Source organism: Pseudomonas sp. I3-I5, from assembly GCF_022699445.1.
Lineage (GTDB): Bacteria > Pseudomonadota > Gammaproteobacteria > Pseudomonadales > Pseudomonadaceae > Aquipseudomonas > Aquipseudomonas fulva.
Genome location: NZ_CP093940.1, coordinates 2366191 through 2380879 on the forward strand (window position 1 = coordinate 2366191; position 14689 = coordinate 2380879).

Below are 14689 nucleotides of genomic sequence, written 5' to 3' on the forward strand. Positions count from 1 at the left end.
GCCAAAGTGGCCGGCAACACCAATCAGGGCGCCAGCGCGCCTGCGCCGCGCGGTTGAGGAACCCCACCGATGAACTTCTCCAAATTCTTCATCACACGGCCCATCTTCGCGGCGGTGCTGTCACTGGTGCTGCTGATCGCAGGCTCCATTTCGCTGTTCCAGTTGCCCATCAGTGAATACCCCGAGGTCGTACCGCCTACGGTTGTGGTACGCGCCAACTTCCCGGGTGCCAACCCCAAGGTCATCGGCGAAACCGTTGCCGCGCCCCTGGAGCAAGCCATTACCGGGGTCGAGAACATGCTCTACATGTCCTCGCAATCCACCGCCGATGGCAAGCTGACCTTGACCATCACCTTCGCCCTGGGGACCGACCTGGACAATGCCCAGGTGCAGGTGCAGAACCGTGTGACCCGCACGCAGCCCAAGCTGCCCGAGGAAGTGACACGTATCGGTATCACGGTGGACAAGGCGTCGCCCGACCTGACCATGGTCGTGCACCTGACTTCACCGGACAACCGCTATGACATGCTCTACCTGTCCAACTACGCCATCCTGAACATCAAGGACGAGCTGGCACGGTTGGGTGGTGTGGGTGATGTGCAGCTGTTTGGCATGGGCGACTACTCCCTGCGCGTCTGGCTGGACCCGAACAAGACCGCCTCGCGCAACCTGACGGCCACCGATGTGGTCACTGCAATTCGCGAGCAGAACCGCCAGGTGGCCGCGGGTCAGCTGGGTGCTCCGCCGGCGCCGGGCTCCACCAGCTTCCAGCTCTCGATCAACACCCAGGGCCGCCTGGTCAATGAGGAAGAATTCGAGAACATCATCATCCGTGCCGGTGCGGACGGTGAGATCACGCGCCTGAAGGACATCGCTCGTGTCGAACTGGGCTCTAGCCAGTACGCGCTGCGCTCGCTGCTCAACAACCAGCCTGCCGTGGCCATCCCGATCTTCCAGCGCCCGGGCTCGAACGCCATCGACATCTCCGATGAAGTACGCGCCAAGATGGCGGAATTGAAGAAAGACTTCCCCGAGGGCATGGACTACAGCATCGTCTACGACCCTACCGTGTTCGTGCGCGGCTCGATCGAGGCGGTGGTGCACACGCTGTTCGAAGCATTGGTACTGGTGGTGCTGGTGGTCATCCTGTTCCTGCAGACCTGGCGTGCATCGATCATTCCGCTACTTGCCGTACCGGTATCGCTGATCGGCACCTTCGCCGTGATGCACCTGTTCGGCTTCTCGCTCAATGCCCTTTCCTTGTTCGGGTTGGTGCTGGCAATCGGCATCGTGGTCGATGACGCCATCGTGGTAGTGGAGAACGTCGAGCGCAACATCGGGCTGGGTCTCAAACCGCTCGAAGCCACGCAAAAAGCCATGAGCGAGGTGACAGGCCCGATCATCGCCACCGCCTTGGTGCTGTGCGCGGTGTTCGTACCCGCAGCGTTCATCTCGGGGCTGACTGGACAGTTCTACAAGCAGTTTGCCCTGACCATTGCGATCTCCACGGTGATCTCGGCGTTCAACTCGCTGACCCTGTCCCCTGCCTTGGCGGCGGTACTGCTCAAGGACCACCATGCGCCCAGGGACAAATTCTCGCGGCTGTTGGACAGGTTGCTGGGTAGCTGGCTTTTTGCGCCCTTCAACCGCTTCTTCGACCGCGCCAGCCATCGCTACGTGGGCGGTGTCCGCCGAGTGATCCGTTCCAGTGGCATTGCCCTGTTCGTCTATGCCGGTTTGATGGGCCTGACCTATCTGGGTTTCTCCTCCACGCCGACCGGTTTCGTGCCTGCCCAGGACAAGCAGTACTTGGTGGCGTTTGCCCAATTGCCGGATGCCGCCAGCCTTGATCGCACCGAAGCGGTGATCAAGCGCATGAGCGAGATTGCCCTCAAGCAACCGGGCGTGGCGGACTCTGTCGCGTTCCCGGGCCTGTCCATCAATGGCTTCACCAACAGCCCCAACAGCGGCATCGTGTTCACGCCTCTCAAGCCCTTCGACGAGCGCAAGGACCCCAGCCAGTCGGCCGCTGCCATCGCCGCAGCCTTGAACGCCCAGTTCGCCGACATTCAGGACGCCTACATCGCGATCTTCCCACCGCCGCCCGTGCAAGGGCTCGGCACCATCGGTGGCTTCCGCCTGCAGATCGAGGACCGTGGCAACCTGGGTTACGAAGCGCTGTACAAGGAAACCCAGAACATCATTGCCAAGAGCCATGAGGTGCCTGAGCTTGCGGGACTGTTCACCAGCTACCAGGTCAACGTGCCGCAGGTCGATGCGGCCATCGATCGTGAGAAAGCCAAGACCCACGGCGTGGCCATCAACGATATCTTCGACACTCTGCAAGTGTACCTGGGGTCGCTGTATACCAATGACTTCAACCGATTCGGACGTACCTACCAGGTCAACGTGCAGGCCGAGCAGCAGTTCCGACTCGACGCCGAGCAGATTGGCCAATTGAAGGTGCGCAACAACCGGGGCGAGATGATCCCATTGGCCACGTTCCTCAAGGTCACCGACACCTCCGGGCCCGATCGCGTGATGCACTACAACGGCTTCATCACTGCAGAAATCAATGGCGCAGCGGCGCCTGGGTACAGCTCAGGCCAGGCAGAAGCAGCCATCGAGAAACTCCTGAAGCAGGAATTGCCCAACGGCATGACCTTCGAGTGGACGGACCTGACCTACCAGCAGATCCTCTCGGGCAACACTGCGCTGTTCGTGTTCCCGTTGTGCGTGTTGTTGGCGTTCCTGGTACTGGCCGCCCAGTACGAGAGCTGGAGCCTGCCCTTGGCGGTGATCCTGATCGTGCCGATGACGCTGCTCTCGGCCATTACTGGCGTCATTGTCTCCGGTGGTGACAACAACATCTTCACCCAGATCGGGCTCATCGTTCTGGTCGGGCTTGCCTGCAAGAACGCCATCCTGATCGTGGAGTTCGCCAAGGACGAGCAGGCCAAAGGCCTCGATCCTCTGGCTGCGGTGCTGGAAGCCTGCCGTCTGCGTTTGCGCCCCATCCTGATGACGTCCATCGCGTTCATCATGGGTGTCGTACCGCTGGTGTTCAGCTCGGGAGCAGGCTCGGAGATGCGTCATGCCATGGGCGTGGCGGTGTTCTCCGGGATGATCGGCGTCACGGTGTTCGGCCTGTTCCTGACCCCGGTGTTCTTCTTCCTGATCCGCCGTTTTGTCGAGCGACGTCAGGCCCGCAAGGCCGAGCGCATCCATCCGCTGGAGAACCCTGCATGAACCTGTTCAAACACCTGACACCGAGCCTGCTCAGCCTGGCCCTGGCGGCCTGCGCGGTAGGGCCTGATTACCACGCGCCGGCTACTGCCCCAGCTCAGCTGGACGTCGATGCCCAGGCCAAGGCCTATGACCCCACCCGTTTCGAGAGCCTTTGGTGGAAACAGTTCGACGACCCGACCCTGAACCAACTGGTGCAGGCCTCGTTGGAAGGTAACCGAGATCTACGGGTCGCTTTCGCACGACTCAAGTCGGCCAGGGCGATTCGGGACGATGCCGAAAACGATCTGTTCCCGGTCGTGACCAGCCGTGCCAGCAGTGAAGTGGGCAAAGGCCAGGTGCCTGGCCAGACTGACCATCGGGTCAATGCCGAGCGCTACGACCTGGGCCTGGACATGGCGTGGGAAGTCGACCTGTTCGGGCGGATTACGCGCCAGATCGAAGCCAGCCAGGCTCAGGAAGCAGCAGCGGCGGCTGACCTTCAGCAACTTCAGGTCAGCCTAATCGCCGAGCTGGTCGACGCCTACGGTCAGCTGCGCGGCGCGCAACTGCGTGAACACATAGCCTTGGCGAACCTCAAGACCCAGCAACAATCGCGCACCATCACTGAAACGCTGCGCGATGCCGGGGTGGGTAATGAACTGGACGTGGTACGGGCCGACGCGCGCTTGGCAGGGGTCGAAGCCAGTGTGCCGCAGTTGCAGGCCCAACAGGCCAGATCACGGCATCGCATCGCCACCTTGCTGGGCCGTCGACCTGAGGCAATCGGCGTTGACCTGTCCCCCAAAGCACTGCCAGCCATCGCCAAGGCCTTGCCTGTCGGTGACCCTGGTGAACTGCTGCGCCGACGCCCCGACATACGCAGCGCCGAACGCCAGCTCGCTGCGGCCACCGCAAACGTCGGGGTGGCGACGGCAGATCTGTTTCCCCGGGTGAGCCTGAGTGGTTTCCTGGGCTTCACCGCAGCGCGCGGCTCCCAGCTCGGCTCCTCGGCAGCGGGCGCCTGGGGGTTGGGGCCCAGCATTACTTGGGCGGCCTTTGACTTGGGCAGCGTGAGGGCACGCCTGCGCGGCGCCAAAGCCGACGCGCAAGGCGCGCTGGCCAATTATGAGCAGCAGGTATTGTTGGCGTTGGAAGAGTCGGCCAATGCGTTCAGCGACTACGACAAGATCCAGCAGCGGCTGCTGTCGCTGATGCGCCAGAGCGAGGCCAGCCGCAAAGCGGCCGACCTGGCGTCGATCCGCTACCGCGAGGGGTCAGTCGATTACCTGGTGCTGCTCGATGCCGAGCGCGAGCGCCTGAGTGCGGAGGATGCACAGGCCCTTGGCGAGGTCGACCTCTATCGGGGAATCGTTTCAATTTACAAGGCACTCGGTGGCGGCTGGCAACCTGACACGGTAGCCAGCTCGCACTGAACCGCAGCTCAACAAGCTCCTTTGGTTGGTCCCGGACCGGCCGTTTGCCCCGCAGATCGAGTTCTGCGGGGCTTTTTTTGCTCGGGCCTGCGGGTTTCAGGCAAAGCCTGCCACAGGCGTACCCAGCCCGGTTGCATTTAACCGAAGGCTGGCCCAAGCTTTGCCTCTCCTGACACACGGACCGTCCGATGCCAAGACGTACCCGCTACCTGATTGTACTGCTGGCGTTGATGATGCTGTCAGCGCTGTTCGGTTATCTGTGGCGCGACGTGGAGCCTGATCAGCCAGCACTGCCCCCGCATAGCTACGTGAAGGCACTGCGCCAGGCCCATGACGGTCACCCCGGCGCTGCACGGGTCTTGTACCAACAGCTTCAGCGCCATGACCTACCGGCCATCCGCCGAGCGGCCCTGTATGCCGAGCTGCCCAATTACCCGTCTGCGCTAGCCTTCAAGCTGGCCCAGGCAGATCTGGACCATGCCGATGCCATCGTTCGTCGCGCCGCCGTGTCCGCGATCAGCCGCCTGCTGCCTGGGCCTCAGCGGAGCCTGATACTTGGCCCCCTGCTTGAAGACAGCGATCAGAGCGTTCGTTTTGCGGCCGTAGGGGCGCTGTTGGACGTGGACGCTGACAGCATGGGCCTGTATCTGCGTGCCTTGCACGAAGCCATTGGGGCGCAGGAGCAGGTTCTGCTCGCCCAGCCCCAGGACGTCGATGCACAGGTCCAGCTGGCTCGCCTGTACCTACACGAGGACGAGTATGCCAAGGCGGCCGCTGCCATCGAGCGGGCATTGGCGGGCGATAACAGCAACCTCGATGCCGTGGCGTTGAAGGTGACCGTGCTCGAGCGCCAAGGGGCGCACGATGCTGCACGTCAGGTGCTGGCCGATGCGTTGGCAGTGACACCCGATTCGGCGTTCTTGCAGCATGAGCTCGGCCGTTGGCTGATTCGTCACGACCAGCAGGAATACGCGCTATTGGCGCTGTCGCGGGCGGTCGAACTGGAGCCGGACAATGCCGAGTATCGTCTGACCCTTGCCACGACCTTGCATGACCTTGAACAGCTGGATGCGGCTCAGAGACAGCTGGAAGCCATCTTGAGCAGAGCGCCAGCCAATCGGCAAGCCAGAGTCCTGTTGATCGAGTACTGGAAAGCGTCCGGACAGTTGCAGAATGTCCAGGTGCTGCTCGCCGAACTCGAGCGCCAGAACCCTGATGATCCATTCCTGCAGAAAGACCTTTAGACTCGCGGCCACCCTGCGTCAGCTGTCGATCATCTCCAATGCCTGCTCCGCCAACTGCGCCAGCTGGAATGGCTTGCGCAGAAGCGCCGTTCCGGGTTGCTCAGTGGCGTCGGAGTCGATTTCCTGCAAGGCATAGCCCGTGATGAACAGGATCTTCTGGTCTGGCTTGAGCATGCGCATGGCCTTGGCCACTTGCCTGCCACTGAAGCTGCCGGGCAACCCGATGTCAGTAATCACCAGCTCGAAAGGTTCATCCTGGCGAAAGCGCTGCAGAGCACTGTTGGCATCCGCGACATCGGTTACATCGAAGCCAGATTCAATCAAGTATTCGCGCATCACCGTACGCAGGTTCGATTCATCATCGACCAGCAGTACGCGCTCGCCGCTCCCTACCCGGCTTGAGCTCTTGCGACCGGCGAGCGTTTCGTGAACGGCCTCAAAGCAGCGTGGGAACAGCATGCTTACCTTGGTCCCCTCGCCCACCGTAGACTCGATCCACGCATAGCCACCCGATTGACGAACGAAACCGTAGACCATTGATAGCCCCAGCCCAGCCCCCCGACCTGGAGGCTTGCTGGTGAAGAAGGGTTCGAAAGCCCTGGCCACGTCGCTGGCCGGCATGCCATGACCTTCATCGGCTATATGCAGGGCCACATAGTCGCCGGCAGGCAACCCTGTTTCATCCGGAAAGGGCACGCTCAGCCGTTCGTTGACGCTGCGAACCCTCACGGTGCCCTTGCCTAGGCTTGCCTCGCGCGCATTGGCGCACAGGCACAGCAATGCGTTTTCGAACGCCGCAATGTCCAAGGCTACGACCCAGGATGCGACGTCCAGTTGCCAGTCGATGTGCATCTCGGGGCCCAGAGCGCTCAGCAGCAGCGGCTCGCTCAGGCGCAGTTGGCGATTGAGGTGAAACGGTCTCGGCGCCGAAGGCCGATCACGAGAAAAGGCGAGCAGGCGATGGGTCAGTTCCATGGCGCGTAGTACCGAATCACGAGAAAGCTTCACATACTCCTCGATACGTTCCAGGCGCCCTTCCTGGAGTCGCAGCTGCAGTAGCTCAAGCCCACCCCCAATACCCGACAGCAGGTTGTTCATCTCGTTGCCCATGCCGCCGGCCAATTGTCCCACCGCCTCCATGCGCTCGGTGTTACGCATCAACATGCGGGATTGGCGCATGGCCTCTTCGCGTGTTCCGGTGATGTCTCGCCCTACGATGGTCACCAATCTCGCACCCACTCGCGCACGCCATCTAAACCAGTGGTAGTGGCCTTCACGGTGCCGCAGGCGCGTCTCGATCTGATGGGTATCGTTGCGACGCAGCAGCGATTCAATCGCTAGCTGGACCTGTGCAAGGTCTGCAGGGTGGACCAGGGACAAGATGGGCAAGTGCCGCACCTGCTCCAGCTCCCATCCGAGAATGCTTAGCCAGGTGGGATTGGCATTGTGCAGCTTGAGGTCGGAGGTGACCGTCATCATGGCGTCGTTTGACAGCTGCCAGATTCTTTCCAGCTCGCTGGCATGAGATGCAATCTGCCTCTCCAACGACATGGCCTGGCTTCGCCAATGCTCACGGCCCCCCTTGGTCGCCGTGGTTTCGATGATCGTATGGACAAACCCTGCGACCTCCCCTAACTCATCGTTCAGGGGGGTATAACCCAAGGCGCACCAGATGCCGTCAGCGTGATCGCAGCGAGCGATGTGGACTGGCGGATGTTCGATGAAACTGGAACGGCCCGCTAGCGCGTCGAACACAGACGGGCCCAGACTTTCCCAGTCGTCGTGCCACAGCGTATCGAAACGCGCACCTAACGTGATTGGCGATCCCTTGAGCGCCACATAGGCGTCGTTGGGTATGACCGTCAGTTGACTGCCCCACACCACAGCACACGCAAACGGCGAGCGAGACATGGTGTCGACCGCGATGCGCAAGCAGGCAGGCCAGTGGGGCAAGGCCCCCAGAGGCGTATGCGACCAATCGAAGCGGATTACTTGTTCCTTGAAATCGCTTGGGCGTGTCCGTTTGGAGAGTCTAGTTGCGACCGATCTCGTTGAGACTCCAGGTCCTTCTTTGCCGACCAATGTGGTTCTCCGTCGTTAAGCGAAAGCCGGTGGCCTTAGTGATGGGCCTGCACGCAAGCTCCATGCGCCGTGCCACGTTAGCATAGGCCAGCGCGACACGCAGACCCTCCTGCCCCGGATGTGCCGGCGCAAGCCCATTCATCTGTTGCTGCACCGCTTATGAAAACGGATGGCAGCTACGTTCAGCCTAACCAAATCCCACACCTTCTCGGCTATCCCCCTACAGTGGTGCTTTCGACAACGCCCTAGGCTTGAGCCAGCTGCCCACCCTGGGCAGCGCGAGGCTTGAGGAACGATGATCGATGGACAAGTTCATGCATGCGGGGCGGAGCCTGCTTGAGTTGGTACTGCTGATGGCTGTAGGTCTGGTACCTGTCTTTTCAGGACTACTGGTCATCAACTATCAGCAGGAGGCCAAGCTTGCGGACAACGCTGAAGTGTCGGTTCGGGAGGCGGTTTTCAGCGTCGATCAAGCCTTGGACCGCGTACAAGAGGTGGCCATGAGCACGCTGCCACTGGCTGGTCAGCCTTGCAGTAGCATCAGACGCGCCCTTGTCGACCAGGTGACCAGCCGTTCGATGCTCAGGTCGCTGGCTGTGATTGATGACGGCAAGGCCTATTGCAGCTCCGCCTCGGACTCGCATGAGCTGCTGACTGAAATTGCCTCGACCGGGCAACTGTTGACGTTCAACCACCTGATGCTGGATGCGAAGGGTTACTTGCTGATGAACATGTACGTGCAAGGTGAGAAAAAAGGCGTGATCGCAACAAGCTTTCCAGTGCAATTGCGCACTGAACTTGACGCTTTCAAGGACGGACTCGCGCTGGTGTTGGAGTTTGACAAGCACTCTGTCTGGAAGGATGGCGATAGCCTGAACGGTACAAGGCCTTCCGTCGCGGAATTCACCCATGAACTGGGGTCCACCCAGTACCCTTACCGGGTGGTCGCTGGCTATCCCGCGGGTTACGCCGCCCAGGAACTGCGCACTGCCGTGTTCAAGATGCTCCCTTCATTGATGCTGGTGGGGCTCATGACGGGCTCGGTGATCTACATGGTGTTGAGCAAAATGCGCGGCAGGCAGCGAAACAGTGCCGTCGATCGCCCAGGACCATGACGGCACCGCCGGTATTTACTCGACGCTGAGCACGCCGCGGCGAACCTGGTCACGCTCGATGGATTCGAACAGCGCCTTGAAGTTGCCTTCTCCGAATCCGTCGTCACCCTTGCGCTGGATGAACTCGAAGAATACCGGCCCCAGCAGCGTTTCGGAGAATATCTGCAACAACAGTCGTTTGTCCCCGGCTTGTGCTGCACCGTCCAGCAAAATGCCACGTGCCTGAAGCTGATCCACCGGCTCACCATGGTCAGGCAGGCGTTCGGGAAGCATCTCGTAGTAAGTCTGCGGCGGCGGGGTCATGAAGCGCATGCCCAGACCTTTGAGCGCATCCCAGGTCTTGACCAGGTCGTCGGTCGAGAACGCGACATGCTGAATGCCTTCGCCATTGAACTGCATCAGGAACTCTTCGATCTGCCCCGCACCCTTGGACGATTCTTCGTTGAGCGGAATCCGGATCATGCCATCGGGCGCAGTCATCGCCTTGGAGGTCAGACCTGTGTATTCCCCCTTGATATCGAAGTAGCGTATTTCGCGGAAGTTGAACAACTTCTCGTAGAACCCAGCCCAATAGGCCATGCGCCCGCGATAGACGTTATGGGTCAGGTGGTCGATGACCTTCAGGCCTGCACCGGTCGGGTGGCGATCCACGCCGTCGATGAAGTTGAAGTCGATGTCATAGATCGAGCTACCTTCTTCAAAACGGTCGATAAGGTAAAGCGGGGCACCGCCGATGCCCTTGATCGCCGGAAGACGCAGTTCCATCGGGCCCGTCTCGATCTCGACGGGCTGTGCGCCCAGCTCCAGGGCGCGGGCGTAAGCATCGTGAGCGTTGCGCACACGAAACGCCATGCCGCAAATGGACGGGCCATGCTCAGCGGCGAAATACGAAGCTACGCTTCTGGGTTCATTGTTCAAGATCAGGTTGATGTCGCCCTGTCGATACAGGTGCACATCCTTGGAGCGGTGGGTGGCCACCTTGGTGAAGCCCAGCATCTGGAATACAGGCTCCAGAACCCCGGGAGTAGGCGAAGCCAGCTCGATGAACTCAAAGCCCATCAAACCCATAGGATTGTCGAAAATATCAGCCATGTGCGTGTCCTCATCTGCAGCGAATTCAATGTTTGCCTGGGATGTCGAACAGCGCCGGCGGGGAGCACGGAATGCCCCGCACACTGCGCGCGAGGAAGTCACCAATGATCAATCTGAAGCCAGGGTATGTCATAGGACCCGTACTCAGCAGGTGTGACGCCTTCGGAACAAAGGCGCCTTATTGTTTTTTTCGTAAACCGATTCTACACAGCGTAATTTGTTTTGTCCCGCATTAGTTCCTCACCCCTGGGCACACGGCTATGCTTTGTAACGTCTCCTTCGATCAGTTGCCACTATGCCCCTTTCTAGAAAATCGCGCTCAGGCTTCGGCTGGCGAACCCTGCTGCCCTGGATGGTCGGCGCATTCCCTATCGCATGCGGCCTGACCGTTATGAACTGGCAGATTGAGCGTGATCTGCAAGCCGGCAGCCGAGCGACTGCCGAGCAAGTCATCGAGCATGTCGAGCGCATCCTCGACGGCGCCTCGCGTACGGCGATCGCGTTGCTACCCTCGGCGGGTACGCCGTGTACCGAGGCGCAGCTGCTGTTACGTGGCGAAGTGACCCGCAACGCCTTCATTCGCTCGACCAACCTGGTCAAGCAGGATCGGTTGTACTGCAGTTCGTTGTTCGGGGCGTTCGATGAACCGGTAACAGCCAGCGACTATGTCGATGGGCACTTGTGGTTGATGGACGGCAATTCCGTCACACCTGGGCACCCGCTGCTGGTCTATCGCGCCAGTGACAAAGACCGCGCGGCAATCACCACGGTCGATGGCGATCATCTGCTGATGGCGCTGCGTCTGCTGGGTGCAGGCCACGCACTGTACCTGCGCGTGGGAAACGCCTGGATGGGCCGAGACGGCATCGTTCACCGGGGGCCGGCACCGGTTGCGGTTAGCGCCCCCGTGTTCATGGCGTCTGCACATTATCCGTTCAGCGTTGAAGGCGGCTATATGGCGCACCAGTCGAGCCGGCTTTGGCGCAGCCACTATCTGGCGCTTCTGGGCTTACTGGCGGTGCTGGGCGTTGTTGCCGGCGTTGCCTGTCGCTGGCAGATCAGGCGGGCCACCTCGCCGCGTGCCGAGCTGCGCAGGGCATTGGAGGCCGACGAGTTCATGCCCTACTTCCAGCCTGTGGTTCGTCGAGGGGATTACCGCTGGGCCGGTGCAGAAGTGCTTATGCGCTGGAATCACCCGAGTGAAGGTCTGGTTAGGCCCGACCTGTTCATTCCCTATGCCGAGCACAGCGGTCAGATCGTGGCGATGACCCGTTCGCTGATGAAGCATACGGCGAGCAGCCTGGCGCCCTATGTCGCCCTGATGGAGGACGGGTTCCACATCGGCATCAACATCACGGCCGACCACTGCCGCAGCCTTGAGCTTCTGGATGACTGCCGCGCTTTCCTGGCCCACTTCCCACCCGGTCGGGTCATCCTCACCCTGGAGTTGACCGAACGCAAGTTGCTCGAACCCTCGCCCACGACGCTGGAGCTGTTCGAGCAGTTGCATGAGATCGGCGTAATGATCGCCCTCGACGATTTCGGCACGGGCCAGTCGAGCCTCAACTACCTCAGGCAGTTCAAGGTGGATTACCTGAAGATCGACCAGAGCTTCGTCGCCTTGATCGGCGGGGACGCGTTGTCCGTTGCCATTCTCGAAACCATCATCGAGCTGTCGGTCAAGTTGGGTCTTGGCATCGTAGCCGAAGGCGTCGAAACGGCGGTTCAGCGTGATTACCTCGAACAACATGGGGTTCACTTCCAGCAGGGTTATCTATACGCCAAACCCATGCCTGCCGCTCAGTTTCTGCAGGCGCTGGCGGCGCAGCCCGCCGCTTCGCGGTTGCCGCAGAGCACGCCCCCTGAGATCATGCGCGGCTGATCTCAACGCTCATCTCCTGCATACGAGGCACTTGTGTCAAAAGGGATTGTTACATCGGTCACGGCGTCCTGCCTGTTCGCCGTGATGTACTTCTATACATCGCTGCTCAAGCCACTGGACGGCGAGGAAATCTTCGGCTGGCGCACCCTGCTCACGCTGCCATGCCTGACCCTGTTCATGCTGGTGTCCAAGGACTGGGCAAGGGTGGGCGAACTGCTGCGCAGGGTCCGGCGTACACCACAGCTGCTGCTGGGTATGGTGGGTACGTCCTGGCTGATGGGCGTGCAACTGTGGCTGTTCCTGTGGGCGCCGCTGCACGGACGCAGTCTGGAAGTGTCGATGGGGTACTTCATGTTGCCCCTGGCCATGGTGCTCACGGGCCGGTTGGTCTACGGCGAGCAATTGTCGCACTTGCAGAAAATTGCAGTGGGCTGTGCGGCGCTTGGTGTGGGCCATGAACTGTATCAGCATGGCAGTTTCGCCTGGGAAACCTTGGTAGTGGTGGTCGGCTACCCCATTTATTTCGTGCTCCGGCGCCGCTGCGGCACGGATCATCTGGGCGGGCTGTGGTGCGACATGTGCCTGCTGTTGCCTTGGGCCCTCTACTTCGTGGTGCAAGGGCCGCTTTCCAGCGCCGACATGCAGGCCCATCCCGGCCTTTACGTACTCATTCCCGTGCTGGGAGCGATCAGCGCGTCTGCGTTGATCGCCTACGTCATGGCCAGCAGGCTATTGCCGTTCAGCCTGTTCGGGTTGCTCAGCTACGTCGAGCCTGTCTTGCTGGTCGGCGTAGCCTTGCTGTTGGGCGAAACCATCGGTGCAGACCAATGGCTGACCTACCTGCCCATCTGGGGGGCCGTGGTGGTGCTGGTCATCGAAGGATTCAAGCACATGCTGCGTCACCGTCGGCGTTCTGTTTGAGGCGCACCTGACGCACCCGACGCTCTTCTACCGCCTCGACGATCAGCGTCCAGTCATTCCAGGCAAGACGATCGCCTACTACCGGAAGGCGATCGAGCAAGCTCATCACCAGGCCCGCCAAGGTCTGGTAGTCCTCGGTCGCACGGGCAGCAAAGCCCGTTCGAGCCTGCACCTGAGCCAGGTTCACTGCGCCGCTGACGACGAAGCCCTCCCCATCCTGGATGATCCCAGGCCCCTCCACTTCACTGGCGTCAGGTAGCTCACCGGCGATGGATTCAAGAATGTCGGTCATGGTCAGCACACCCGTGAAATCACCGAACTCGTTGACCACGAAAGCAATGTGGGTGGATTGGCTGCGCATCTGTTCGAGTGCATTGAGGATGCTGAAACTGTCCAGCAGGTTCAACGGTGCCCGGGCCATGCCTTCCAGGTCAGGCTGATTGCCCGACAGCAGCTCCTTGAACAGCTCCTTCTTGTGCACGAAGCCCAGTGGCTCGTCCACCCGACCCTCACGGATCAGCGGCAGCCGCGAGTAAGGCGAATTGATCAAGGCTCGCGTGATGGCGTCGGCCGGTTGGGCCAGATCGATCACGTCGACTTCCGAGCGCACGGTCATGACTGTCCGGATCGGGCGTTCGGCCAGGTTCAGCACGCCGCTGATCATGATCCGCTCACGACGATCGAACAGCACCTGTTCGCCATTGCCCTCTAGCATGTCGGCGATTTCTTCCCCAACTTCGTCAGCTTCGACGCGACGACCGCCCAGCAGGCGCAACACCGCATGCGCCGTACGCTCACGCAAAGGTCGATGCTGCTGCAGGCTGCGCTTGCGCCGCGCCCTGGCCAGCTGGTTGAACAGCTCGATCAGAATCGAGAAACCGATCGCTGCGTACAGATAGCCTTTGGGGATGTGGAAGCCCAGGCCTTCTGCGGTCAGGCTGAAACCGATCATCATCAAAAAGCCCAGGCACAGCATGATGACCGTCGGGTGGGCATTGACGAACCGGGTCAGCGGCTTGCTGGCCACAATCATGATACCGATGGAGAAAATCACCGCGATCATCATGATGGACAGGTGTTCGACCATGCCGACTGCGGTGATCACCGCATCCAGGGAGAAGACCGCATCGAGTACCACAATCTGCGCCACGATTGGCCAGAAGGCGGCGTGACGAACGGGCCCGCTGGCCTGGGCAACATGGCCCTCGAGCCGCTCATGCAATTCCATGGTCGCCTTGAAGAGCAGGAACACACCACCAAACAGCATGATCAAGTCGCGCCCGGAGAAACTCTTGTCGAACACCTCGAACAGCGGCGCCGTAAGGGTGACCATCCAGGAGATGCTCGCCAGTAGGCCCAGGCGCATGATCAGCGCCAGGCTCAGGCCAATGATGCGCGCGCGGTCGCGCTGATGGGGGGGAAGCTTGTCTGCCAGGATGGCGATGAATACCAGGTTGTCGATACCCAGCACCAATTCCAGGACGATAAGCGTGAGCAGGCCTAGCCAGGCCGTCGGATCAGCCAGCCATTCCATCAGCGAGTACTCGTCAAAATTGAAGGGGTTGAACGATGTGGCCAGCAAGGCCGGGGACTGGGAGGCTCCGCGAAGGTGCTCATAGTGACCTGAATAACAATTAGGGAAGATGATCCTACAAGCACAGCAGGTTTTTCGGTAAGCGCAAAACTATTACA

At 60.7% G+C, this 14689-nt stretch carries 9 protein-coding genes; 6 read left to right on the forward strand and 3 right to left on the reverse strand.

Annotated features, from left to right (window positions below; translation table 11 throughout):
* Positions 1 to 69: 69 nt before the first annotated feature.
* The 3 genes from MOP87_RS10665 to MOP87_RS10675 all read left to right on the forward strand — a co-directional run bounded on the left by MOP87_RS10665 (position 70) and on the right by MOP87_RS10675 (position 5905).
* Positions 70 to 3249: an efflux RND transporter permease subunit gene (locus MOP87_RS10665; protein ID WP_059183975.1), complete on the forward strand. Its 3180-nt coding sequence runs from the start codon at positions 70 to 72 to the stop codon at positions 3247 to 3249.
* Positions 3246 to 4661, forward strand: coding sequence for a TolC family protein (locus tag MOP87_RS10670; RefSeq protein WP_236165913.1), 1416 nt, complete (start codon positions 3246 to 3248; stop codon positions 4659 to 4661). The genes MOP87_RS10665 and MOP87_RS10670 overlap by 4 nt, the downstream gene beginning before the upstream one ends.
* A gap of 188 nt (positions 4662 to 4849) precedes the next feature.
* On the forward strand, positions 4850 to 5905 hold the full coding sequence (locus MOP87_RS10675; RefSeq protein ID WP_197873827.1) for a tetratricopeptide repeat protein: 1056 nt from the start codon (positions 4850 to 4852) through the stop codon (positions 5903 to 5905).
* A gap of 18 nt (positions 5906 to 5923) precedes the next feature.
* Here the strand turns inward: MOP87_RS10675 and MOP87_RS10680 are convergent, their stop codons facing one another.
* Complete coding sequence (locus tag MOP87_RS10680) at positions 5924 to 7816, reverse strand: response regulator (RefSeq protein ID WP_080992871.1); 1893 nt, start codon at positions 7814 to 7816, stop codon at positions 5924 to 5926.
* Between the two features lie 473 nt (positions 7817 to 8289).
* On the opposite strand from MOP87_RS10680, the gene MOP87_RS10685 reads away from it, so the two are divergent.
* Positions 8290 to 9102, forward strand: a complete 813-nt coding sequence (locus MOP87_RS10685) for a CSS-motif domain-containing protein (RefSeq protein ID WP_197873829.1) — start codon at positions 8290 to 8292, stop codon at positions 9100 to 9102.
* A 15-nt stretch (positions 9103 to 9117) separates the two neighbouring features.
* Here the strand turns inward: MOP87_RS10685 and hppD are convergent, their stop codons facing one another.
* Entirely contained in the window at positions 9118 to 10194 is a 1077-nt protein-coding gene (hppD, locus tag MOP87_RS10690) for a 4-hydroxyphenylpyruvate dioxygenase (protein WP_027914930.1), read from the reverse strand.
* Between the two features lie 295 nt (positions 10195 to 10489).
* On the opposite strand from hppD, the gene MOP87_RS10695 reads away from it, so the two are divergent.
* Both MOP87_RS10695 and rarD read left to right on the forward strand, forming a co-directional pair.
* On the forward strand, positions 10490 to 12076 hold the full coding sequence (locus MOP87_RS10695; RefSeq protein WP_145280005.1) for an EAL domain-containing protein: 1587 nt from the start codon (positions 10490 to 10492) through the stop codon (positions 12074 to 12076).
* A gap of 33 nt (positions 12077 to 12109) precedes the next feature.
* Positions 12110 to 12997 (forward strand): EamA family transporter RarD, encoded by an 888-nt coding sequence (gene rarD, locus MOP87_RS10700; protein WP_027914928.1) that lies wholly within the window; start codon positions 12110 to 12112, stop codon positions 12995 to 12997.
* Here the strand turns inward: rarD and MOP87_RS10705 are convergent.
* Positions 12960 to 14531 (reverse strand): TerC family protein, encoded by a 1572-nt coding sequence (locus MOP87_RS10705; protein WP_028687465.1) that lies wholly within the window; start codon positions 14529 to 14531, stop codon positions 12960 to 12962. The genes rarD and MOP87_RS10705 overlap by 38 nt on opposite strands.
* Positions 14532 to 14689: the final 158 nt, after the last annotated feature.